Origin of the sequence: Staphylococcus caeli (assembly GCF_051413795.1) — a bacterium.
Taxonomy (GTDB): domain Bacteria; phylum Bacillota; class Bacilli; order Staphylococcales; family Staphylococcaceae; genus Staphylococcus; species Staphylococcus caeli_A.
This window is the reverse complement of the sequence record NZ_JBOIRQ010000002.1, coordinates 140745-164720: the sequence shown is the minus strand read 5'-3', so window position 1 is coordinate 164720 and position 23976 is coordinate 140745. Positions and strand designations below refer to the sequence as shown.

At 32.2% G+C, this 23976-nt stretch carries 30 protein-coding genes and 1 other RNA gene; 3 read left to right on the top strand and 28 right to left on the bottom strand.

The features are described 5' to 3' along the window. Positions 1–199: 199 nt before the first annotated feature. The 4 genes from ACSULM_RS02415 to ACSULM_RS02400 form a co-directional block, all read right to left on the bottom strand. Complete coding sequence (locus ACSULM_RS02415; protein WP_436860220.1) at positions 200–565, bottom strand: DoxX family protein; 366 nt, start codon at positions 563–565, stop codon at positions 200–202. A gap of 673 nt (positions 566–1238) precedes the next feature. Continuing rightward, on the bottom strand, positions 1239–1628 hold the full coding sequence (locus tag ACSULM_RS02410; RefSeq protein ID WP_436860217.1) for a VOC family protein: 390 nt from the start codon (positions 1626–1628) through the stop codon (positions 1239–1241). Positions 1629–1733: 105 nt separating this feature from the next. After that, positions 1734–2258, bottom strand: coding sequence for a hypothetical protein (locus ACSULM_RS02405; protein ID WP_436860215.1), 525 nt, complete (start codon positions 2256–2258; stop codon positions 1734–1736). 89 nt (positions 2259–2347) lie between these two features. Continuing rightward, positions 2348–2539, bottom strand: a complete 192-nt coding sequence (locus ACSULM_RS02400) for a hypothetical protein (RefSeq protein WP_436860212.1) — start codon at positions 2537–2539, stop codon at positions 2348–2350. Between the two features lie 119 nt (positions 2540–2658). On the opposite strand from ACSULM_RS02400, the gene ACSULM_RS02395 reads away from it, so the two are divergent. Continuing rightward, on the top strand, positions 2659–2838 hold the full coding sequence (locus ACSULM_RS02395; RefSeq protein WP_436860209.1) for a hypothetical protein: 180 nt from the start codon (positions 2659–2661) through the stop codon (positions 2836–2838). A 178-nt stretch (positions 2839–3016) separates the two neighbouring features. Here ACSULM_RS02395 and ACSULM_RS02390 read toward each other — a convergent pair whose 3' ends face one another. From ACSULM_RS02390 to ACSULM_RS02320, 15 genes are all read right to left on the bottom strand, one after another. Further along, on the bottom strand, positions 3017–3250 hold the full coding sequence (locus ACSULM_RS02390) for a hypothetical protein (protein WP_436860208.1): 234 nt from the start codon (positions 3248–3250) through the stop codon (positions 3017–3019). A gap of 130 nt (positions 3251–3380) precedes the next feature. Continuing rightward, on the bottom strand, positions 3381–4532 hold the full coding sequence (locus ACSULM_RS02385) for a hypothetical protein (protein ID WP_436860205.1): 1152 nt from the start codon (positions 4530–4532) through the stop codon (positions 3381–3383). Between the two features lie 5 nt (positions 4533–4537). Continuing rightward, the gene (locus tag ACSULM_RS02380) at positions 4538–4903 is read right to left on the bottom strand and encodes a hypothetical protein (protein WP_436860204.1); all 366 of its coding nucleotides are present in this window, start codon (positions 4901–4903) and stop codon (positions 4538–4540) included. Between the two features lie 259 nt (positions 4904–5162). Continuing rightward, a complete protein-coding gene (locus ACSULM_RS02375) occupies positions 5163–5489 on the bottom strand; it encodes a sigma-70 family RNA polymerase sigma factor (RefSeq protein WP_436860203.1) in 327 nt (108 codons plus the stop codon). A 39-nt stretch (positions 5490–5528) separates the two neighbouring features. Next, positions 5529–6047, bottom strand: a complete 519-nt coding sequence (locus ACSULM_RS02370) for a pathogenicity island protein (RefSeq protein ID WP_436860200.1) — start codon at positions 6045–6047, stop codon at positions 5529–5531. Positions 6048–6233: 186 nt separating this feature from the next. Then, positions 6234–7286 carry a phage capsid protein gene (locus ACSULM_RS02365; protein WP_436860198.1) on the bottom strand — a complete coding sequence of 351 codons (1053 nt, stop codon included), beginning with the start codon at positions 7284–7286 and terminating at the stop codon, positions 6234–6236. Continuing rightward, positions 7273–7473: a hypothetical protein gene (locus tag ACSULM_RS02360; RefSeq protein WP_436860196.1), complete on the bottom strand. Its 201-nt coding sequence runs from the start codon at positions 7471–7473 to the stop codon at positions 7273–7275. The genes ACSULM_RS02365 and ACSULM_RS02360 overlap by 14 nt, the downstream gene beginning before the upstream one ends. A gap of 33 nt (positions 7474–7506) precedes the next feature. Next, positions 7507–7734 (bottom strand): hypothetical protein, encoded by a 228-nt coding sequence (locus ACSULM_RS02355; protein WP_436860195.1) that lies wholly within the window; start codon positions 7732–7734, stop codon positions 7507–7509. Between the two features lie 55 nt (positions 7735–7789). Next, on the bottom strand, positions 7790–8149 hold the full coding sequence (locus ACSULM_RS02350) for a pathogenicity island protein (protein WP_436860193.1): 360 nt from the start codon (positions 8147–8149) through the stop codon (positions 7790–7792). Between the two features lie 299 nt (positions 8150–8448). Then, positions 8449–10812 carry a phage/plasmid primase, P4 family gene (locus tag ACSULM_RS02345; RefSeq protein WP_436860192.1) on the bottom strand — a complete coding sequence of 788 codons (2364 nt, stop codon included), beginning with the start codon at positions 10810–10812 and terminating at the stop codon, positions 8449–8451. An 88-nt stretch (positions 10813–10900) separates the two neighbouring features. Next, positions 10901–11197, bottom strand: a complete 297-nt coding sequence (gene tscT, locus ACSULM_RS02340) for a type II toxin-antitoxin system toxin TscT (protein ID WP_436860190.1) — start codon at positions 11195–11197, stop codon at positions 10901–10903. Further along, complete coding sequence (locus ACSULM_RS02335) at positions 11197–11610, bottom strand: type II toxin-antitoxin system antitoxin, TscA family (protein ID WP_436860188.1); 414 nt, start codon at positions 11608–11610, stop codon at positions 11197–11199. The genes tscT and ACSULM_RS02335 overlap by 1 nt, the downstream gene beginning before the upstream one ends. Positions 11611–11766: 156 nt before the next feature. Next, positions 11767–11985 (bottom strand): helix-turn-helix transcriptional regulator, encoded by a 219-nt coding sequence (locus ACSULM_RS02330; protein ID WP_436860186.1) that lies wholly within the window; start codon positions 11983–11985, stop codon positions 11767–11769. Next, positions 11985–12596, bottom strand: a complete 612-nt coding sequence (locus ACSULM_RS02325; RefSeq protein ID WP_436860184.1) for a BRO-N domain-containing protein — start codon at positions 12594–12596, stop codon at positions 11985–11987. The genes ACSULM_RS02330 and ACSULM_RS02325 overlap by 1 nt, the downstream gene beginning before the upstream one ends. A 14-nt stretch (positions 12597–12610) precedes the next feature. Next, entirely contained in the window at positions 12611–12838 is a 228-nt protein-coding gene (locus ACSULM_RS02320; protein ID WP_436860182.1) for a helix-turn-helix transcriptional regulator, read from the bottom strand. Between the two features lie 130 nt (positions 12839–12968). Between ACSULM_RS02320 and ACSULM_RS02315 the strand changes: the two genes are divergently transcribed. Continuing rightward, the gene (locus ACSULM_RS02315) at positions 12969–13583 is read left to right on the top strand and encodes a helix-turn-helix domain-containing protein (protein ID WP_436860181.1); all 615 of its coding nucleotides are present in this window, start codon (positions 12969–12971) and stop codon (positions 13581–13583) included. 20 nt (positions 13584–13603) lie between these two features. Next, positions 13604–14710, top strand: coding sequence for a tyrosine-type recombinase/integrase (locus tag ACSULM_RS02310; RefSeq protein WP_436860179.1), 1107 nt, complete (start codon positions 13604–13606; stop codon positions 14708–14710). Positions 14711–14816: 106 nt separating this feature from the next. On the opposite strand, the gene ssrA is transcribed toward ACSULM_RS02310, so the two are convergent. The 9 genes from ssrA to tpiA form a co-directional block, all read right to left on the bottom strand. Continuing rightward, positions 14817–15177, bottom strand: a transfer-messenger RNA (tmRNA) gene (gene ssrA, locus ACSULM_RS02305). 104 nt (positions 15178–15281) lie between these two features. Further along, on the bottom strand, positions 15282–15746 hold the full coding sequence (gene smpB, locus ACSULM_RS02300; RefSeq protein ID WP_099090635.1) for an SsrA-binding protein SmpB: 465 nt from the start codon (positions 15744–15746) through the stop codon (positions 15282–15284). Between the two features lie 22 nt (positions 15747–15768). Continuing rightward, positions 15769–18156 (bottom strand): ribonuclease R, encoded by a 2388-nt coding sequence (rnr, locus tag ACSULM_RS02295; protein ID WP_436860178.1) that lies wholly within the window; start codon positions 18154–18156, stop codon positions 15769–15771. Between the two features lie 34 nt (positions 18157–18190). Continuing rightward, positions 18191–18931, bottom strand: a complete 741-nt coding sequence (locus ACSULM_RS02290; protein WP_436860176.1) for an alpha/beta hydrolase — start codon at positions 18929–18931, stop codon at positions 18191–18193. 122 nt (positions 18932–19053) lie between these two features. Continuing rightward, complete coding sequence (gene secG, locus ACSULM_RS02285; protein WP_069996139.1) at positions 19054–19287, bottom strand: preprotein translocase subunit SecG; 234 nt, start codon at positions 19285–19287, stop codon at positions 19054–19056. A gap of 69 nt (positions 19288–19356) precedes the next feature. Further along, entirely contained in the window at positions 19357–19818 is a 462-nt protein-coding gene (locus ACSULM_RS02280; RefSeq protein ID WP_436860273.1) for a hypothetical protein, read from the bottom strand. Between the two features lie 325 nt (positions 19819–20143). Further along, positions 20144–21448, bottom strand: coding sequence for a surface-displayed alpha-enolase (gene eno / locus ACSULM_RS02275; RefSeq protein ID WP_436855153.1), 1305 nt, complete (start codon positions 21446–21448; stop codon positions 20144–20146). Positions 21449–21644: 196 nt separating this feature from the next. Then, positions 21645–23162 carry a 2,3-bisphosphoglycerate-independent phosphoglycerate mutase gene (gene gpmI / locus ACSULM_RS02270; RefSeq protein WP_436860175.1) on the bottom strand — a complete coding sequence of 506 codons (1518 nt, stop codon included), beginning with the start codon at positions 23160–23162 and terminating at the stop codon, positions 21645–21647. Between the two features lies 1 nt (position 23163). Beyond that, a complete protein-coding gene (tpiA, locus tag ACSULM_RS02265) occupies positions 23164–23925 on the bottom strand; it encodes a triose-phosphate isomerase (protein ID WP_436860174.1) in 762 nt (253 codons plus the stop codon). Positions 23926–23976: the final 51 nt, after the last annotated feature.

Below are 23976 nucleotides of genomic sequence, written 5' to 3'. Positions count from 1 at the left end.
CATATATATGGAGACGGCGGGAGTTCATTATACCGTTTATCTATACATTTAAAAATCGCTATAAGTATTGTCATATCAACGTTTTCATTGTCTTGCTAATTCAGTGTAAAATGTTAAAATTGAAAAAACAACATATTTTTGGGGCAATATATACGTATTCATTCCCGTATACATGAAATACTTATTTCTACTATTATGACTACTTTCTACCTAATTTTAAGGCACCGATGATAAATGGTATTTGTAGTGGTAATCTTAACCAAAGTAGTGCTTTATTTGGTTTAGTATTAGGTTTAATTGGTATTTCTTCAATTGCCATTTTTATATTTGCTGGAAAAACAGCTAACATAAATCCCGCCAATAGTTTACTTGTGATAGATTGACCTTTTTTAATCCAAAGAAATATACCAAATAAAATTTCTAATATCCCTGTAAATTTAACAATAAAAGTTTTAAAATATAAAAAATTTGGAACAATTCTATTAAAACTTTCAACTTTGGTAAAATGACCAATTCCAGCAATTATTAATATTGCAGAGTATATTATTCTAAATAAAATTTCCATGTTACATCTCCTTTTATAGTGAATCTTTTGTTACTAAACTATGCCCGATTCTTCCTCTTATATACATAACCAAAAGTTATCAATAATATTTTTCACAATAACTTTATGTTATACTAAGTGTACTAATAAAAAAATTAGTGCAAAATAATGAGGTATTTGTAATCAATATATTATCTGCATTATTTTAAGTTTTAACTAGGATGAACATCAGCTGATAGTTTCTCCATTGGCATAATTCAGCTTAGCTTTTTCAATTGACAATTTGTTGTTTAATTTTTTATTTGCAATTCGTATACTGTTGCTTAACATGTAATCGCACTCACTATTTTATTTCTAATAAGCCATCACATTTACTTGTGGTGGTTTTTGTTTTTATGAAAATAAAAATTAAAGTGTATGCAAATTAATCCAATCATTATAAAAATACTGTGAGTTGTTATTTCTAAAACTATAAATCTATCTAAATTAAAAACTATAAATATTATAGGTTAAAGAATTATGATTGCCAACAAATATAGACCTACTTTATTCGATGTAAAATACTTTGACACAAGAATACATACCTTTCTATAAAGATACTACTTTATCATTTCTCGACGCTATACAGACGCTCTGACAGAGTGGTTATTTATCTAAAATATCTTCATATGTTTTTATAATTGTTTAATTTATCTTATAATGTACCAGTATGTAGTTCTAACTCGTAACCATCTGAATCAGTGAAGTATGTTGATTGTTTATCTCTTACATCTCTATTACTTTCTTCTAATATATAAACATCGTTATCTTTTAACCACTGATACCAGTCGTCAAATTCACTTTCATCTATTGTAAAAGCCATATGTATATACGAGTATTGAATTTCGTTTCTCGGTATATTTTTTCTTCGTTTAAATCTAACCACTGACCACCTAATATGAAATACGCTATTTTGTTTGCTACCCTCTACTAAAATTTCAGCTTTTAAGATATCTTTATAGAAAGCAATAGATGTCTTAATATCCGATACTGAATAAGTCACGTGGTTTATAGATTGAATTATAAAACTAACATCTTCTTTCATTATTAATATTTATCATTTCATACCTTTTATTTCAGAGAGTATTCTAACATAAACAACTATAAAAAACCCACCTATTTATTTAGGTGAGTTTTATTCAAATACTCATCACATGAATTGTAACTCATATATTTCTTTATCGTTGTAACTATTAAAATTATCAATGTGACCTCTTAAATATATTTGTTGTTGTTTACGACTTACATTATGTTTATATGATAGTCGGATATCCATGTTAGATTCATAACCATTATTTTCAATTGTATCCGTTAATTCTTGAAAAACTTTTTTGTTGATGGGTAACATATATCCTTCTTGACTAGGCAATATATTTACATATTTTTTTTGAATAATTTCTTCACTATTCAAGATAATCTCAATTGTAATTTCTTTGGCAGCTCCACCACCAAGATTATATAATTTTAAATAATCTTCGTTTTCCTTAGAGTTTGAAGTTGTATTTTTTAAATTCAAATTTTGGTTTTCATCTTTTTCTAAAAGAATTTGATTAAACCCTAAAGCTGGTATAAAACTAATTTTCATTTGATATAACTGAACTGATACAGATACAAAATAAAACAATGCCATAATAAAAGTGCCAAGTGATCCAATTGCTGAAATAATATTTATCATATTAAATCTCCTTTATTTATTTTTTAGGAGACAGAAGTAGGAGATTAAATATAACATAGTTTCTTATATTAATACACCTTTAGTTACTCTTAAAAAAATGGAATTATTTTACTAGCTTTTATAATGTCTTTTGTGAAAAAAAATTGTTTACCTTCTCCTGTGTACGCAGGATTTAAAACCATGTTCGCTTTTGCATTATATAACCACTCTGGATTAATACCAGAATTTAATATCTCTTGAAATTCTTGAAAATTTTTATCCCAATCTAAATTTGGTTTCATATAATCACCTCATGAATATAATAGAACACTTGTTCTTATAAATCAATTTAATATCTATTCTTCTTATAATCAATTATAATTAATCGTTAGATAAATTAAGACAATCAAGGAGAATACATATGGATTACAAAAAAGAAATTGAAAAAATAGGTTGGAATACAAAAGAAGTAGCTAATCGAGTTGAAAGTTTAATCGAAGAAAAAGTAATAGATATAAAAGACGATGTAACCGAAGATCTATCAGTAGTTGTTGAAAAAGAAAATAATAATCCACTACTCAATGAGTTTTTAAATAAATAAAAAAAACAGCCTATCTAATCAGATAGGCTAATTTATTACACTTTGTTAAGCGTTCCACGTCGCTTGATAATTATATACCCCAATTTTCTTACCATAAACTAATGATAAACACTCTTTATAAAAAACAACCACCCAGTGACATGTGTGGGTGGTTAGATATGGCCAGTGTACGAAAAATTCATTTCAATTTATCTTTATTATCAGACTCATTATTTTTAATTTTCATCGCCTTAGCAACTAAATAACCTGCATTTATGCACATAATAATTACATAAGGAATTAGTATAAATAAATTCTCCGTTTTCATTATAAAAATAAGTCCAAGTAAAAAGAAAACATTTAATATTGTTGCTATGAAATACCCTTTATCTAATTCTGGTTTGATTTTCAAACAAGTACTTCCTTTTAACATTATTAGAATTTTATTGTTCACAAGTTAAATGTACCATAAAAAATAGGGGCAAGCACATAAGTGTCTACCCTGTAATTATTGATATTTTACTGTCATTATCACAGTAAAATAAATATTATACTTACAAAATTCAAGTTAAATCTTCATTAGATATCATCTTTTTTTGTCTATATGATTTCATTTCATATTTTATATCATATGCCTCTTTATCATAATTATATTTCTTTTTCTCCACTAATTCTGCTGTTATCTCAGCCGGAATAATAAATTGACTATCATTCAAATTATTTTTTAAGCCTTTTTCTAATTTACCACTATAGATTATTTGGTCGTAATCTATAATTGAAAAGTAGTTTCGATTCATATTAATTGAATTTAACATACCTCTCACCTCTATTAAGTTCTCTTCAATAGGATTTAAATCATCAATTAGATCATCGATATTTTTAAATTTACTTATTTCAGACTTTTGTATATTAAACACAGATTCCGGATTATCTTTAGCTTTTAATTCTAATGATATATTATACTTTTCCATATTTTTAGCTAATTCACTAACTTTATTTAAAGCCGACAAATCATATAAATCATCTATAAATAAATTATCTTTTATATCTGTTGAATTTTTGTCTTTAATATTATTTAGCATTAAAAAAATGTTTGCTAATGTTCGTTTTGAAGTTTCAAATAAATCATCTTCTCCCACTAATCTCATACCAAATGAAGAAGGATAGATTGCCTCTACTTTTAAATTTGTAATACCTTTACTTACGGCTTTAAATAAATTTTGAAAACACTCTAATGTCTTAGTTAATGTATTTACTTCAACTAAATGTGAATTTTCTTGATCTCTTAAAATCAAATCAAATTCATTACTAGTTACATTAAAACTCTGTGTATATTCTATTTCTTTTTTACTTAGATAATCATATTCTACAAAAAACTCATGTAATGGTAATTCATCAGTTTCTATTTCATTGATGCTTTCAAAAAACAAAGACTTATTTTCATTATTGATATACAAATATTTCATACGTTCCATTTTTATTAGTTTTATTAAAAATTTTTTAACCCCAATATTTCTGTTTATCAAATCATTTAATTCAATTCTTGATATATGAGCAAAAAACCATTTCATTTCATTATTGTTTACTTCATCAATCATATAATTAAGGTATAATTTATTATTTTTATCGCTTAAAATGAAAAATAAAGGCATGTCATAAAAATCAAAGATATACTCGTAGTTAAAATTTAAAAGTTCATCATAATTGATTTCCATAACCTTCACTCTCCCTTAAAAATTGATAATAAATTCACATCTTTATACACCCACAAATTTATATGACTCTCATTTAAAAATAAATCCATTACCCCACATTCTTTCGTTATTTGGCCTTCATAAATAGTTTTATTTCTTAAATTTTTAAACTTTCTTTTTAAAATTTCACAAGTTTTAAAATCTTGAAAAAAAGATACTGCATGTGCTTCACATAACTTTGTGGGAGGAAAGTTCTTCCCTTCTTCCACATGACTAATTAAGTCATGCTCGGTAATTATGTCTCCATCAATCAACCTATATACAGATCTTAAATTAGCCGTTGTTGCTTGCTTTGGAGGGCAAGTCTCAGGTAAGTCTAGTTTGTATTCCATCTTATCACCAGTGCTTTTTTCTTAATTATATATTAAGACAATTCAAATTAGAACATATTTCAATTATTTTCCCCAAAATAGAACAAGCACTTATATTCTTGAATTAAGAATTCATCTACACCAACTTATCCAACAATGCATTAAACACCTGCCTAACTCGTTGTGCCTACACATCAAATATACTTCCTATCTTTTCATAACTAACTCCCTTACAAAGTAGTAAGTATAAATGACATGACAATCAACAAAAAGCTACCAATTACGGTAGCTTTTTTAATAGTTCATCAAATATTTGTCTAATTCTTCCTTCTGTAACTTCAAATAATTCTCCGACCTTTTTATATGAATGTCCTTCACTAATTAACCAAAATATACTGTATTCCTTATCTGACGCAATAGTTTCTATTAGTGTTTCTACCTCATTAAAATATATTGTGTCATCAACAGTTTCAATTTCTGTGTCTTCATCACCTTGTACATGAAAGAAATTATCAATATTAGTCTCTTCCATTATCGTGTGTTCATCATTTTTCTCTTGATATTCCATTAAAAATGCTTTGATCTCTCTTTTATTGAATTGTTTCATATCCAATCAATCCCATTTGTTAATCGTTTAATAGTGAATTCACGGTATCACTAAAACCTTTCTATTCATAGATAAATCATTCTTCACTTGTTCTAAATGTTTATCAAAGGTTTTCTGATGTAATTCTATACGTTTATTTTGTCTCTCTTGTCGTTCAGTATTCTCAATTTGATAAATATCTTCCTTTAATCGTTCTATAACGCTTTGATTTCTCGCTTTACCACTACTTAACATATACTTCATCACTTCATTTTGTTCATGTTTCGTATAATTTTTAATAATATTTTTTAGTAAATGCAATCTTTCATGTGCTGTTTTTGTATAATAATCTAATTTTTCTTTCTCATCTATAATATGAATTACTAGTTTGTCTAATGGATATGATACAGACACCAACATATCGTTCTCATTGGTAATCACATGGCTCATATTCAAGTGATATAAGCTGTTAATTTGTGATTGCATCGCCTTTATCTTTCTATTTATTACTTTTGGATTATAATGCATTAAAAGCTCTATTTCAGTGATTTTATCATTACTTTCAAAGTCTGATACCAAATAACCACACCTTTATTCATTGAATTTAACGCTCATAATGACTAAAAAAAGGGGGCAAAATAAGTTACCCCCCCTTTCATGAAATTTTTATTCGTGTTGCGAGCGATTGCCCCCCGCCGGTTCCCGCAGAAAAATCTTTTTGGACGATGGGTAGGGGGCATAAAAAATATTGTATAATTTTTTTATTTAAATTTTAGCGATTCGTAATAACTCTGGGACAATTTTTATATCAAACACATAGTTCAAAGCAAATTGATAAACGCCTCTCATTGCTTGTTTTTTCTTGTTATACATAATTGCTTCATACTTCGCATATATACCGTGTCCAAAATCTCCAACTAAAATATCTTGTGCATCATCTGTAACAACAATATTTGTGATATTAAATAACTTGTTTAAATCCCCAGCAAGTGCACCTAATCCCATCTGAGCTAACTCTTGTATTAACTTATCATGATGCTCTGTGTTCATTACTACTGACACATTACGTCTGAATGATTGAGGTATATCTTTGACTGCTTGCTTAATACTTTCATATACTGTCTTACCTTTTACTTCTTTGATATCTTGGTTATATAAAGATAAGTCTTTATTCTGCTCATCTATTAATCCACTTGCATTGTTCTTATCTAATAGTAATGTAGTTTCATATGCCACACACTCATTGGTAAAGATCTCTTTAAGTAACTCATCTAATGTTCTATCAGAAGCATGTACGACTGTATCAGATACTTCTGTATAGATATGTCCCTCACGTTTATCAAAGTGCTCACTATTTCCGTTCAGACTCAACTCAATGCCATTAGTTGATAACTTATCTTTAATATATGTTAGTGATGGTATCGTCTCCACATGTTCGTCATCTGTAATAGTTATTACATCACGTAAGGTATTAGGTAACTTATATGTTAATAGTTCTTTAAGCACTTCTCGTCTTGCTGTTGGTAACTCTTGAATATTAAAGTTACTTTCACTATTCACTAATTGCTTTGTTAATGTACCTACATAAGTAGTACCTGATTGATTCATTTGTTTCATATCTAACACTCCTAATATTTTTTGATTAATTTGTTCTGCTGTTAATAGTTCTGTCTCACTAATACTTAATTGCTTTAATGCTTGTTCTATCTTATGGCTATCATGTACTATATCTGCCTGATACCTTTGTGCATATCCTTCAATATGATTATCATCAAACTCTGACAAACGATAAGCAAATTGTTCTTTAAAATGTTTCATCAATATCATCTCCAATTTTATTTTTAGTATTTACAGATAACACATATTTTTTATTTCCATCATTGTCTACCTCAACAAAGAATCGAATGTTGTGCATAAAAAATTTTGATTTTAATACTTCATATTTATCCATCAATTCTTTTCTGGTATCGTATTTAAATAAGTGATGAATAGATCTGTTATTCATTACTTTTAATTCTCCTTCTAATATTTATAATCTTTAATGTCTTTGTCTGCCATTTAAAAATTCTGCGTAAGTAATTGTTCTATTACTAAAAGACACTGCTTTATCATTAATCAAATATCTAATCCATTTCTTTAATTCAATAAAATCTTCGTGAGTAGTAACATAAGCTCCTACAATTTTATTTAATTCATCTTCCTCTAACTTTTCTATATTCGTTGGCAATCTAATAATTACTTGTTTAGCTAGTCTTTGGAAATCCATAAGTCCACCCCTTTGATAGATATAATAAATCGCTAATATCTATATAATGTTTAAACTAAGTTGTAACTTTTGCTATGGCATTGAAAGTAACTGGCAACCAACAATCATTTCTGGCATCTGATGGCTTTGTCATGACTGGTAATGTTAATGATTTACCATCTACCAAATACACAAATGGCTCACATATGTCCATACTTATTAATCCATCGTGTTTTAATTCTGCTAATATATTGAAGGCTTTTTGATTCCAACCCATCCAAAATATAACGTTTTGATGTTGACCACTGCTATATGACCCGTTTCCCTTATAGTTAAAATGGTTATCTTCAAAAACTTGTTCAATTTCCACAAATGACGTTCCAGCATTTTTCCTGATATATTCCAATACTTTTTGCTTAATTTTGTCTTTATTCATATATTGACCTCCTGTATTCGTTGTGACTGAAATAATCAAAATAGTGACTGAAACAAAACACTTTAGTCACACAATAAACACAGTGTTATCAATGGTTAAACTAAATTTTTGACTGAGTGACTGGAATTTTCACAAATTACTTATTTATATACACTAGCTTAATTATCATCTATTAGTTTTTTATAAAGTATTTTTAAAATTTCTAGTCTCTCAGTCACATTTGTGGTAAAAACCCTGTAACAATGGCCTTTATAAGTGTGACTGAACTTAAAAATTCCAGTCTCACTTCAGTCACTCAGTCACACTATTTTTAAATTTTCATTTTTATATGATCTATGCTGTTGTCCAAAGGGCATTAATGCTCTATTAAAATATCCTACGATATCTTCTAATTCATCTATACTTGAATATCTACATTTCGCTTCAGTGTTCCATTCTCTACCTAAATACTTCTCAAATCGTCTATAAAATGTTCTATCAGACATTTTTCCCATATATCCATTTTCTTCACAGAATGCTCTATACCTGTAGTAAACAACTTTCTTAGGTACTTTTTGAATATTCCATTGATCAAATTCTTCAATTTTGAAATCATACACTGAATCATTATCTTGTTTGTATATTTCTAGCATTTCTTTAGATATTTGAGGAATTGTAAACTTATCAAATTCTAAATTAATCGCTTTATACAAGACATATTCAAGGACTTGCTTATCTTTAAGATATTTTTCTTTTATATTTACATTTTCATTTGAATCATTAAAATCAGCATTGAATGGAACGATTAATAATCTTCTGTTTGTCCCACCTGTTTTATCTGTGAACTTAGGCATACCATTTGTTGATTGAATAACGGTACAACGAAATTCTGTTCTATAAGGTTGTTTATTTTTTACATTTACCAAAACTGAATCACCAGTAACAACACTCTTAAAGTTTGATGAATCTTCGATATTAATTCCTACCGGTACATCATCACCAATTACAACTGCTTTACCTTCAAGCACACTCAATTTAAATTCATGGTCAAATTCGTTTACTTTTAAGCTAGCAACATTTTTATATCCTACCAAATTTGATATCAATTCTTGAAATGTGCCTTTACCATTATTTCCATCACCAACAAAGAAAATAGCTTTCTTACGAGTATAGTTGCCATTCATTGAGTCATTGATAACTTCCCACAATAAAGTCACTATTTCTTTATCAGCACACGCAATTTCATATAGCCAATGGTCAAAATCCCATCCATTCAAATTAGGTCTGACAACATTCGGATTATAGTTAGTAGATATTTTAGTCGTAAATACATAATCTGGTGTAAATGATTCTAGTTGTTTCGTTTTACGGTTAAACACTCCATTTTTAACTGGTATCAAATATGGCGAATTAGTTTTTTCCTTAACATCTACCATATTAATTAAATGATAAATAACTTCATCAGCTTTATTGTTATTGTGCTTGGGCTCTAAATATGAAATAACACGTTTAATAATTGTCGTATTCTGTGTGTATATACCTTCTTGCACTTGATACATAGCCAATTTGGTATTCTCTTCAGAATCAAAAAGTATAAAAGTTAAATGCTCATTTAATAAATATGCACATCTATTGGTACTGATTGTTGTTGGCTTACGTCCTTTTTTGTCATTCTCAATCCACAGTTGTTCCATATATATACGTTCTTCTTTGCCTAGAGTATTTAATAAGTCTTTAACACTTTGTGCATCATTCAAGATCACATCGAACTCATTAATAGGTTTCTCATATACAGAATTTTGGTTTTTTATCGCTTTATATAGTTCTAACTGACCCCACGTTGAATTGCCACGCTTACTTTCCCATTTATCAGTTAAGTTGCTATAATCTAAGAAGATACGTTCCATTTGCTGTTTATCTTTACCAGTGTAAAAAGCTAAATAGTGTAGTAAACTTTGCACTGCTTCACTTGGACTTTCAAAGTAATTCTCATAATCGCCTTGTAACAAGTCTCTTATTTTATCTTTTTGTTTTGATTTCAACATGATATTTATAACTTCATTATCAGATAAATTATTTTCATGATTAGAGTCATATGTGATTATTTCTTCTTGCTGATCTAACTTAAAATAGCGTTCAACAATATTATTTAAAACTTGTTGATTCTCACATATTTCACTTTGTCCCCTTGAGTGACCTGTCACAGTCATAAAACGACCTGTATCGTATAGTTCTATATCTAAATCAGTACGTTTCTTTTTACGTTCATCTGGTAATGTACCTTTAAAGAAACAATGTAATCCTGTGCCACTAGGTGATAGCTCACAATAAGTTAATTCAGTCATTTCTAATGCTAAATCTGTTTCTAATTGTCCTGTATCTGGATTGACTGCGTTATCTATATCTAAACATACGTAATCATCATCTTTACTAAGAACAAAACCTATACCACTATATTGTTCGTCCACATCACACAGCATTAACGTATCTTCAAAGCTATGCCATGTTTCTTGCTTAGTTGAACTCGCTCTACAACCATCTTTACTATATGGAACTTTGCTATATACTTGTTGTTTGGGTAGCCATTCAGCACGCCATAACACCCATTTAGATAGTTGTTTTAATTCGTCTGGTATTTCTAGTTCATTCAATTCTATAATTGAATCTTTGGTTTTTATAGCCACATAAAGCCCCCTTTTCTATATAATTTGTAGATACTTTTCGTTGTATTTGCTATAATTAAAAATACAAAAAGTTTCTTAAACATTTCTGTTATGCGTTTCGTGATTCCTCGCCAAAGTTCTCACGGGACGCTTTTTCTATTTCGTGGAATTGATTAATCTTCTTATCAAGCTCTTCAGTGTACATATGCATTAAGTCATGTAACTGCTCACAGTGAATACGATGTTCGTCATAGGCACGTCCATATCGGGTTACCTCTTCCATTGTCGTCAAAGAGTTATAACAAAAAGAATCTGCAATAAACCAACTATGCGTACTTTTCAAGTCCTCTAGTTTTTCTTTAATCACTTCAATTTCACAAAATAAATCATTTAGTCTTAGATCCATTATTCCGTCTCCTCCACTTCAATATTTCCTACAATGTAATCTATCGTCCATTCTAAGATTCCGACAATGTGTCCTTCGCGATCAGTCGTATAATCTGATGTACCTTTTTCATCAATAACGCTGTAACTATATGTTTCTTGCTTCTCATTCATAACATCGTGTAGTGTATTAACTACTTCGTTGATAATTTCATATTCTTCAGTGTTCAATTTCAAGCAGCTAACGATGTTAAATAACTCTTTATGGACTAACTTTAAAATATGTTCATAAAATGCTGTATCGTTATAACGATAATAAGTAATTGAATGAAATCTATCTTTAGCCGATAAAAATACTTCTTTATCTTTTTCATCTAGCACCTTCTCTAATACCTTCACTATTTTTGATAATTGGTACTTTTGTTTAATCTTCATTTACTTAACCCCCAAATTTTTAAATGTAAATCCTGATACTGCCATAATTCCGTAAAATGCAAATGCGACAAAAATGTCTGTTAATACGCCAATAAATAATGTGGTTATTATTAGTAGTAACATGTAAATTACATAGTTTTTCAAATTGATACCCTCCTATTGTCCTACTGTGATTGAACTGCTAAAAAGTTGGTCTATAGGCATTTCATACAATTCAGATAAAATTTTAGCTTCTGGCAATGTGAAATTTGCTTTGTTAAGCTCTTTCAAAGAATATCTTTCTTTTGAGATACCTAACTTTTTTGCAACAATAGCCTGAGTATGTCCATGTTCTTTTCTTGCTACATATAATAATGGATATGCTAAATTTTTCATTATGTCACCCCATACTTGTCATAAATACTTTTACTTACTTTAATATCCAAATTAAATTGTTGTTTTGTTTCTGTAAGTTTCACTACATCATCAAGGATTACTTGTCGAACTTCTAACATCTCTGGTGTCATTTCATCTTTGCCTATCATTTTTTTATAACCAAATGCAGTAGATACTGCTTTATTTGCTATAGTATTAGGTTTAATATAATTAATTGGTTTATCTGAGTTATGAGCTCTTTGGATAATTGCCATTGCTTCTTTTTGCTTTAGTCTGTCCAACATACGAAATGCTTCATATTCTTTAAGACCAGTTGCTTGTCGTAAATCAATAAGTACATCGCAAATCCAATCTTGAAAATCTAAAGCTTTAGGTTTATTAGATCTCATTACGAGTCTGTAAATACCTTTTTCGTTAATAATAGTTACTTCTTGTTCACCGCCAAGGGTACACACTTTTTGAGTATCCTTTACATGATTTGGTAATACTCTAGTAGCAGTATGTGCATCTCTAAAATCTAAAATTTTCGCAACATCGCCAGCTACTGCCCAATATTCTTCGTCTCGTTCAACGAACCGTATTTCTTTATCATCGAAAATTTGTTTAATCATTGGTTATACCTCCTTTATGTTATCTGTAATTTCTGTAATTGAGGATAAAAAATTTCTGCTATATCAACTGAAACATCATATTCATCTAAAACACATTTATATCTTTTCATTTCTAATCTTGTAAAATCTCGCTTGCCATTTTCTTTTTCTGCATAAGTATTTATAGATACATCTATTTTAGACGCCATTTCTTTTTGAGATAATCCTATAGCACATCTGTATCCTTTAACTAAATTAGTCATTCCCACACCACCTTTCTGTAATTTCTGTAATTTATATACATAATATACCCTAAACGTTGTTTATATGTCAAATATTTTTGTGTAATTTCTGTAATTGGGTTATTATAGTTTATACAAAGGAGTGTTCAAAGTGAGAAGTCAAGAAAGTGTAGGTAATATTATCAAGCAAATAAGAATAGTTAACGGATTAGATCAATTTAATTTTGCGAAGACAATAAACTCAACGGTTTCAGCCTTAAGTAATTGGGAAAATGGACGAAATTATCCAAAAGATGATTATTTACTTAGAATTAGCAAAGAATTTAATATACCTATTGATTACATTTTATATGAAACTAGCGAAAGAGTTTTAAAAGCAATTGAAAAATTAAAAAGCGAAACAGATATCGACCCAAAGTACAAGCATCTTTTCGATGAAGAAGCTAAAATCAAAATAATTAATAACGTTACTAAAGATTTAAATGATTTTTCTAAATTATTAAATGTTGGTGATAATATTTATATTATAGGAGACGATGATATTTATAGAGTTCTCAGAAAGCAAATATATAACTATGATGTCTTAAATAAATATGAGGATTTTAATAACGATGATGCTGTTAATTTTATTTCAGAAAACCTTTCATCTTTTATAAAACAAAATATTAGTATTTTAAAATCTCAAAACATTTCATTTGATTTAATTAAATTTATTGAAAAAAATCTATATAAAACATTACGAGATATTCAAAAGTATGATGAATAATATTTAGTAGGTGACACACTATGCAACACAACCTAAAACTTTCCCACAATATCTATAAAGATGCTAAACGTGGTACATATTATTTCCGTATCAAATACTATGAGAAAACTGGAGAACGTAAAGAGATTAAACGTACCGGATATAAGCAACGTAAGGAAGCTGTGAAGGCATGTAACGCTTATATGGACGAAATAGAAGGTATTGGCAAGATTAATCAATTACCATTCGACAAGTTGGTTCAAGAATATACCGAGTGGTATTCTGCACGTCGTAAGGCATCTAGTTTAAAATCACTTAAAACACATGCGAATAATCATCTAGTACCCTATTTTAAATCAATGGACGTTTTTAACATGACCACACAAGATGTGATGAAGTTTCAAAACAAGAAAATGAAAGAAGGACGTTCAGGAGAATATTTGAAAAAGATGCATGTGTTTCTTGTATCTATACTTAACCATGCTATGAAGTATCATGATCTAAAGCAAAATGTTGCATCATTAGTAGGTAACTTTGAAATTGAGACACAGAAACGTTTAAATTATTGGACATTAGAACAATTCAATAAATTCTACGATGCATTATTTACAATCCAACAAAAATTATTCTTCAAATTGTTATTCTACAGTGGTGCACGTAAGGGCGAAATTAGAGCGCTCACATGGGACAATATAAATTTTGATGATGAATTTATCCATATAAATAAAACGGACTATCACGGTATCGTGACAGCCCCTAAAACGAAAGCGTCCATCCGTGATATATACTTGCCAATTCACATGATGGACGACTTACAAGAATATTTAAATTGGTATAAAGATAATAACATTTACAAATCTAGTTATGTACTATTTGGCACATTTTTCAAAGCATTTAGTGAAGGTACAATTGATAGATGGTTTAATAATGCACTAAAAAAACTAGATGATGAATTACCAGATGGCGAAACATTCCCTCGTATTGTAATACATGAGCTAAGGCATTCTCACGCATCTATGTTAGTCAATCATGGTGCTAGTCCAATGATAATAGCGCAACGATTAGGTCATTCTTCTACAGAAGAAGTTACATCACGTTATGGTCATTTGTACCCTTCTACTCAAAAAGAAATAATAAAATATTTATGACGCTGTGCAAATTTTGCACGGCGTTTTTTATGTGCCGGGGCAAAACTGGGGCAATATTGGGGCACCAAAAATAAAAAGCCCTCAACCGCAATGGCTAAGAGCTCTATAGTGGAGACGGCGGGATTCGAACCCGCGTCCAGAGGTTCTGATACTAGCACTTCTACGTGCGTAGTCTATCATTGGAATTCGCATAATGGGAGGTGATAGACATCCGTCATTATGCTAGTTTGATTCATCTCTTCTAGGCAGACTTCAAACGGCAGTGCCTAGCGTATCCTACTAAAGGTTGAATCGCATTAACAGCACATAGGAGATGCTGTTAGGCGATGCAGAGTGCTATTACGCAGCTACTGCGAAATTATTGTTTTCTTTGCCAGTTATTATAACTGTGTGTGTTGGTGACGGAGACAACCCTCCGACACGCTTAACTAGCTCATGGAACCCCTGTCGAATCCAAAAACGCCCCCTGAATAATATTAAATGTACTTTCTGGTCACTCTAACATCACAGAGTTTTTTCAGAAAGCACATACAATATTACCAAAGATTGAGACCTTTGGCAATATATCCGCTTAATAGCGGGCTTTCATCTCTCTAGCTACATCACGTTGAACTGCTTTTTCTTTCAGTGCTTGACGTTTATCGTATTTTTTCTTACCGCGTGCCACGCCAAGTAAGACTTTGCAGTGTCCGTGTTTAAGATACAGCTTCAAAGGAATGATTGAATAACCTACTTCACGCGTACGTTCACCGAGTTTTGCGATTTCACGTTTATGCAATAATAGCTTACGTGAACGTCGTGGATCATGGTTAAAGCGATTCCCTTCTTCATATGGTGCAATATGCATGTTGTTTAGAAACATTTCGCCACGATTGACTTGCGCATAACTATCTTTAAGGTTTGCACTACCACGACGAATAGATTTAATCTCTGTCCCTTGCAACACAATGCCCGCTTCAATCGTATCTTCAATATTGTAATCATGTCTCGCTTTACGATTTTCCGCTAATGTACCTGGTGATTTTTTCTTTGGCATTGAGTTTCACCTCTTTGTTGAGTTATTTTTTCTTCTTACGTGCTCTATTCTTCACGTTTTTATCTTTGTAAAATGGCTTATGTTTCGTATTACCATTTTTATTTTTATCATTATGGCGTTTGTTCTTACCTTTACGTTGCTTCTGCTTCGTACGGCCGCCTTTGCCATTTCTATCATCTTTAGACTTGTCTGATGATTTACCACGGGTCTTAGCTTGAATCGTCTTACCACGTGATGGTCTTTGGCTGCGTTCATTTTTCGGTAATGGCATACCCACAATTTGGAAATCAATCATGCGTTCATCTACATCTACATTAATGACTTTAATTGTCACAGGGTCACCGATACGGAACACTTTAGCTTGGCGTTCACCAATCATTGCCATTTGACGTTCATCAAAATGGTAGTAGTCATCCGTAAGGTTAGACACATGGACCATACCTTCAATCGTATTTGGTAATTCGATAAACATACCGAAGTTTGCAACAGAACTAATAATACCTTCGAATTCTTCGCCAATATGTTGAACCATATATTCCGCTTTCTTCAACTCGTCTGTATCGCGTTCTGCATCAATCGCTCTACGCTCTCTTTGTGACGTATGTTCTGCGATTTCTGGCAACATATCTTCCCATTTACGTTTTTCTTTTTTATCCATAGATTTTTCGATAATATATTTGCGAATCAAGCGATGCACAATAAGATCGGGATATCTACGGATTGGTGACGTGAAATGTGTATAGTACTCTGCTGATAAACCAAAGTGTCCTAAATTCACATCATCGTAACGTGCTTGTTGCATTGAACGTAACATCATCGTTGAGATGACCATTTGTTCTGGTTGACCTTCAACTTCTTGTTGGATTTTTTGCAATGTAGAAGGATGAATATCTTCGCCTGTGCCTTTGATCATTAATCCAAAATTCGTTACAAAATCAAAGAACTGACGTAAACGTTCTGATTTCGGTTGTTCATGGACACGATAGATAAACGGTACTTCTAAACGGTCAAAGTGTTCAGCAATTGTTTCATTGGCTGCCAACATGAATGACTCGATTAAACGTTCACCTTCGCCACGCTTTCTCATTTCAACATCAGTAGGAATGCCTTCTTCGTTGACGAGTACTTTGGCCTCGTTAATGTCGAAGTCGATTTCACCACGACGTCTTCTCATATTGATGAGGCGTTGTGATAAATCCTGCGCTAAATCAAGCATTGGTGTAACTTCACTGTATTGATCACGTGTTGCCGCATTGTGATCTGTAATGATTTCATTCACTTCATCGTATGTCATACGGTAATTTGAGTGGATGACACTATCAAAGATTTCATGAGATACGACATCACCACGTTCATCAATTTCCATCTGACAACTTAACGTTAAGCGATCCACGTGTGGATTTAAAGAACAAATACCGTTACTTAAACGGTGTGGAATCATTGGAATTACTCGATCGACGAGATACACACTTGTCGCACGGCTATATGCCTCTTTATCAAGCGCTGAATCCTCGGTTACGTAGTAGCTGACATCTGCAATACTTACTGTTAATTGCGTGTGGCCATTGCCTAATTTTTTAACGCTAATCGCATCATCTAAATCTTTGGCATCTGCACCATCAATTGTAATCGTTAATTCATCACGTAAATCGCGACGTCCTTTGATTTGAGATGGCTCAATTGTTTCCGGTACTGCCTCTGCTTCTGAAAGTACATTATCAGGGAATTCAATTTCGATACCATGTTGATAGATGATAGATAGAATATCTACGCCTGGGTCATTCTTATGGCCTAAAATTGCTGACACGATACCTTCTGGGTTATCTGTACCATCTGCGTATTTTGAAATTTGTACGAGCACTTTGTGTCCATCAACAGCACCAAGATTCTGACCTTTTGGAATAAAAATGTCCTGCATAATACGCTTGTCATCTGGCAATACAAATCCGAAGTGACGTGCTTCACTATAAGTCCCTACCACTTGTGTAACGGAATGTGTTTCAATCGTCTTAACTTCGCCTTCTAATTTACCTTTGTGTTCACCTTTAGACTGATGGACTTCTACGAGGACAGTATCGCCGTCCATCGCTCTATTAATTTTTGTTGGTGGGATAAAGATATCATCCATATCCTCTTCTTCTGGACGTAAGAATGCAAATCCCTTTTTATTCTGACTCAATTTACCTTTGATTAACTTCGATTGCTTAGACTGCTTCGTACCTTTACATTGATATCTGTCTGTCTTCGTACGCTCAATCAAACCTGATTGTTCTAGTTCGACAAGCACCTTTATTAAATCTCTAAATGAGTCGGCACTATTTAAACCTAATGCATCTTGAAAATCAGATACTGACATTGGTTCGTAATCTGGTTGCTTGATAATTTCTTCAATGGATTGTTTTAAATTCATTATGCCCCTCCTTTCTATTTTAAATACTTCCTTTTTAGTGAGACCAATCTAATGATTCTAAGAATTTGTATATCTCTTCAAATACAGCTTCTTTTTCTTTATCAATTGTAATGACATGCCCCGAATTGGCATACCATTTAATATCTTTGTCATCGGATTCGCTCTCATTGTATATAACGTTTGCAGAATCTGTATTAATCATTTGGTCTTGTTCTGCTTGAATAACTAATAATGGATCCATGACTTCATCAATATGTTCTCTGACATCTTGAATTTGACCTTGTAACTCTTTTAATGTGTCTGTAGGTTTGAAGTTGTCCATCTCTTTATCAATTGTTGCTTGATCTTTGCCTTCGTATTTTTTAAAATTACGCGCATATTCGAGTACACCATCAAACATCGCACCTTCTGTCTTGATATACATTGGCGAGCACATTGTTACAATACCCTTTACATCTCTATTTAAGCTTAATTTTAATGCATAACAGCCACCTAGTGATAAACCGGCAACAACAATTTCATCATAGCCCTTTTCAACTAGGAAATCATAGCCATCTAGCGCATCTTTAAACCATACAAATGGGCTAGATTGGAGTATTTCTTCGGGAGGCGCCGCATGCCCTTCATACTGCGGTGCATAAGATGTGTAGCCTTTTTTCTGTAAAAAGCGACCAAGTTGCCTAACATCTGAAGAATTCCCCGTAAAACCGTGTAACAATAACACCGCTCTATTACCTTCTTCAAAAAAGAATGGCTCTGGAAGTTTAATCTGCATTATGTTTCATTCCTTTCACATACATTGTTCTCTATTTGAGTTATCTCATATATATTTCAATCATGATTAAGGTCGTTACATCTATTATAAATAAAAAAGCCCGACTTTAACATTGTCGGACCTTATAAACCAAAATAACTAATGCCTAGCATTAACACAAAGAAAATGATAGCCAATATAATTGTTAGTCTATGCAAGAATAAATCAATACCGCGTTGCTTTTGCTTACCAAATAACTGTTCGGCACCACCGCTAATTGCGCCTGATAGTCCATTACTTTTACCTTCTTGGAGTAACACCACAGTTACTAATGCAATACAATCTAAAATCAATAGTACTATTATTAATGTATGCATGAAAATTTGTCCTCCATTCATTATATACGAAACGCATTATATCATAGGTTTGTCGTCTTTAGCAAACTTCTATCGATTGAACGTGCTTTTACGTTTTATAGAAACAATCAACATATATACAGCTAATATGAATGACATCACTAACACAACTGTCAATGGAATTAAATTTATTCCTGATTTCACATCTAACACTGCACTAAATACTGCACCGATATTGATTAAGTTATATAAAATTTGTGATGCGAATACTGCAAACATAAACCACCATAGGTATGTATGGCGATTCCATATAGCTAATACCCCCGCCAGATTGGCTAGGAGATACATAATACCTGTAAATTGGAAACTACTCTTAATTGTTCCTACAGCGTTCTCAGATGCCTGTTGACCACTATTTGTCAGCATTTGTTTAATGACACTATCATCTAATACTAAGAATAAATGTATCGCTGAAAGTATCACTATAATGACTGAACTATATGCAATTAAATGTGCCGTTTTAATTTCTCTAGATTTAGGTTTTGCTTCCATCATTGGTTAATGCTCCTTCTATAATTTACATCTTTAATTATATCAGTTTCATTGTAAAAGATGAACAATTAAAGTGTTCCTCCAATTGTGAAGGTAGTACTTGGGCAGTAGCTGCCTGGCTTGAAAATATAAAGTCTCACTGCTTAATTCATTAAGTTAGTGAGACTTTATACATGAGCTTCAGCTCAGATAAACCTTTCAAGCCTAGTCATCCTTGCCGGGGCGGTACAACGAAATATACCAGATATTTCTGTACCGCTCCCAAAAAACGCAGGCCATTACTGGCCTGCGTTTAGCGCGTGAACTCTTAAATTGTTAAGCGATCTTATTTAGATAAGTTGTAGAATGATTTAAGTCCGTCAAACTTACCTGTTTCGAATAATTCATCTTCGATACGTAATAATTGGTTGTATTTAGCAATACGGTCAGTTCTTGATAATGAACCAGTTTTAATTTGACCTGCATTTGTTGCAACTGCAATGTCAGAAATTGTAGTATCTTCAGTTTCACCTGAACGGTGTGATACAACTGCTGTGTAACCAGCTTTTTGAGCCATTTCGATAGCGTCAAATGTTTCAGTTAATGTACCGATTTGATTAACTTTGATTAAGATTGAGTTACCGATACCTTTTTCAATACCTTCAGATAATTTAACTGTGTTTGTAACGAATAAGTCGTCACCTACTAATTGTACTTTGTCACCGATACGTTCAGTTAACACTTTCCAACCGTCCCAGTCGTTTTCATCCATACCGTCTTCGATAGTGATGATTGGGTATTTGTTTACTAATTCTTCAAGGTAGTCTACTTGTTCTTCAGCAGAACGTTTTGCACCATTTTCACCTTCGAATTTAGCGTAGTTGTATACACCATCTTCAAAGAATTCAGAAGAAGCACAGTCGAAACCTAAGAATACATCTTTACCAGGCTCTAAACCTACTGCTTTAATAGCTTCTAAGATTGTTTCAACAGCGTCTTCAGTACCTTCGAATTTAGGAGCGAAACCACCTTCGTCACCTACTGCTGTTTCTAAACCACGATTTTTAAGGATTGATTTTAAGTTGTGGAAGATTTCTGCTCCCCAACGTAATGATTCTTTGAATGATTCTGCACCTACAGGTAATACCATGAATTCTTGGAATGCGATTGGTGCATCAGAGTGAGAACCACCATTTACGATGTTCATCATTGGAACTGGTAATTGTTTACCGTTAAATCCACCTAAGTATTTGTAAAGTGGTTGACCAAGTAAATCAGCTGCTGCACGAGCTACTGCGATTGAAACGCCTAGGATTGCGTTAGCGCCTAATTTACCTTTGTTTTCAGTACCGTCTAATTGGATCATCATTTTATCGATTGATACTTGTTCTAATACTGAAAATTCACCTTCAATAAGTTCTGGTGCAATAATTTCGTTAACGTTGTCAACGGCTTTCGTTACACCTTTACCTAAGTAACGTGATTTGTCACCGTCACGTAATTCTACTGCTTCATGTTCACCAGTAGAGGCACCTGATGGAACTAATGCACGTCCAAAAGCACCACTTTCAGTTAATACTTCTACTTCAACTGTTGGGTTACCACGAGAGTCTAAGACTTCGCGAGCGTAAACATCTGTAATAATTGGCATGTTTATAATCTCCTTTATAAATAAGTAGTTTAGAAATATTAAATTTCATCTTCATTATAGCTTTAAATACTATAAATACAAAGTAATTTAATTCTCTTGAGTTGTTTGATTTTTGCTATAAATATTTGGAAAATGTGATTGAGATAAAAAGTCGATTTCTGCCTCAACCTCATTTTGAACATCATTTAAAGAATTATTAATGATTAATGAGTGATTCACCAGTCATATCTTCTGGTTGAGATACATTTAATAAATCTAATAATGTTGGTGCTAAATCGCCGAGACGACCTGTTTCACGTAATGTCACGCCATCTTTAGTAAGAATGACTGGCACAGGATTTGTTGTGTGTGTTGTCATTGGTTGATCATCGTCTGTAAGTACCATGTCTGAGTTACCATGATCGGCAGTGATAATTGCATGACCACCCATGTCGATGATTTTATCAACAACTTCACCTAAACATTCGTCTACAGCTTCAATTGCTTTAATCGTTGGTTCTAGCATACCGCTATGTCCAACCATGTCAGGGTTCGCAAAGTTTAAGAGGATTAAATCTAAGTCACCTTTATCAAGTTCTTCGATTAAAGCATCTTTAACTTCATATGCACTCATTTCTGGTTTCAAGTCATAAGTTGCAACTTTAGGTGAATCAATTAATCGACGACGTTCACCTTCAAATTCATCGTTACGACCGCCACTCATGAAATAAGTTACATGTGGGAATTTTTCAGTTTCTGCAATACGTAATTGCTTTAGACCATTATCTTGCGCAACTTCACCGATTGTGTTTGTTAAGTCTACTTTTTCAAACACGATTTCAGCATCTACATTATCGTTATATTTAGTGAAGGTAGCGTAGAATAAATCATTAATTTGTTCTATTTTAAATCCTTTAAACGCTTTGTCTGTAAATACTTCTGACAGTTGTCCGGCTCTATCTGGACGGAAATTATAAAAGATAACTGCGTCGCCATCATTCACACCTTCGTTTTGGTCTTGCACGATAAATGGTTCAACAAACTCATCAGTTAAATCTTTATCGTAATTTGCTTCAACACCAGCTTTAGCTGATTCAAATGTTTCTCCACCGAAGTTACGAATAGCATTATAAGCTTTTTCTTCTCTGTCCCAACGTTTATCGCGGTCCATAGCATAATAACGACCAGATACAGAGGCGAATTTACCAATACCAAGTTCATTAAATTTAGCTTCAGTTTCTTCAATATATTTCAACGCTGATTTTTGATCTACGTCACGACCGTCTAAAAATGCATGAACATAAACTTTTTCAACGCCTTGTTTTTTAGCTAATTCTAATAATGCAAAAAGGTGTTTGTAATGACTGTGCACACCACCATCAGATAATAAACCAAAGATATGCAATGCTGAATTATTTGATTTCACATGATCAATCGCGCGGTTTAATACATCGTTATCGAAGAAGTCACCGTCTTCAATTGATTTGTTGATACGCGTTAAGCTTTGATACACAACGCGTCCAGCACCAATATTCATATGGCCAACTTCTGAATTACCCATCTGACCTTCAGGAAGTCCAACATCTAAACCACTTGCCTCTATTTGAGTTGTTGGATACTTACTGTAATAGCGATCGAAATTTGGTTTATGCGCTAATTTAACAGCATTACCATGTTCGCTTTCTCTATTCGCAAAGCCATCTAAAATAATTAAAGCAGTTGGTTGTTTCGCCATATTATTTTGCACCTTCTAACAATTGTACAAAATCATCCACTTTAAGAGATGCGCCACCTACAAGTGCACCATCAATGTCTGATTCTGCCATGTATTCTTTAATGTTGTTAGGTTTAACACTACCACCATATTGAATACGTGTTGCATCAGCAACTGTTTGGCTTGATAATTCTGCAACAGTTTGTCTAACGAATGCACACATTTCATTTGCATCTTTAGCTGTTGATGATTTACCAGTACCGATTGCCCATACTGGTTCATATGCAATTACAAGTTTTTGTAGTTGTTCTTCTGAAAGACCTTCTACAGCTTTTTTCACTTGGTTGCCAACAACTTCGTTAGCTTTACCACTTTCACGCTCTTCGTCTGTTTCACCGACACAAACGATTGGAGTCATACCGTGGTTGAATACAGCGTGTGCTTTTTTGTTAATTTCTTCATCAGTTTCATGGAAGATTTCACGACGTTCTGAGTGTCCAATAACTACATATTTAACACCTAAGTCAGCTAATGCAACTGGAGATGTTTCACCAGTGAATGCACCATTGTCTTCAAAGTAAGCATTTTGAGCACCGATTTCTAATCCTTGTGCCTTACCTTCGTTAACTAAAGTAACTAATGCATCTAATTGAATTGTTGGTGCACAAATTACAGATTCTACTTCTTTCGTATCTGGTAATGCTGGTAATTCATTGATAAAATCTTTAGCTTCTTTTACCGTTTTGTTCATTTTCCAGTTACCTGCGATAATTGGTTGTCTCATTATATTACACTCCTATTAGTAAATTATGATTAATTGTGTTGTCACGAATAA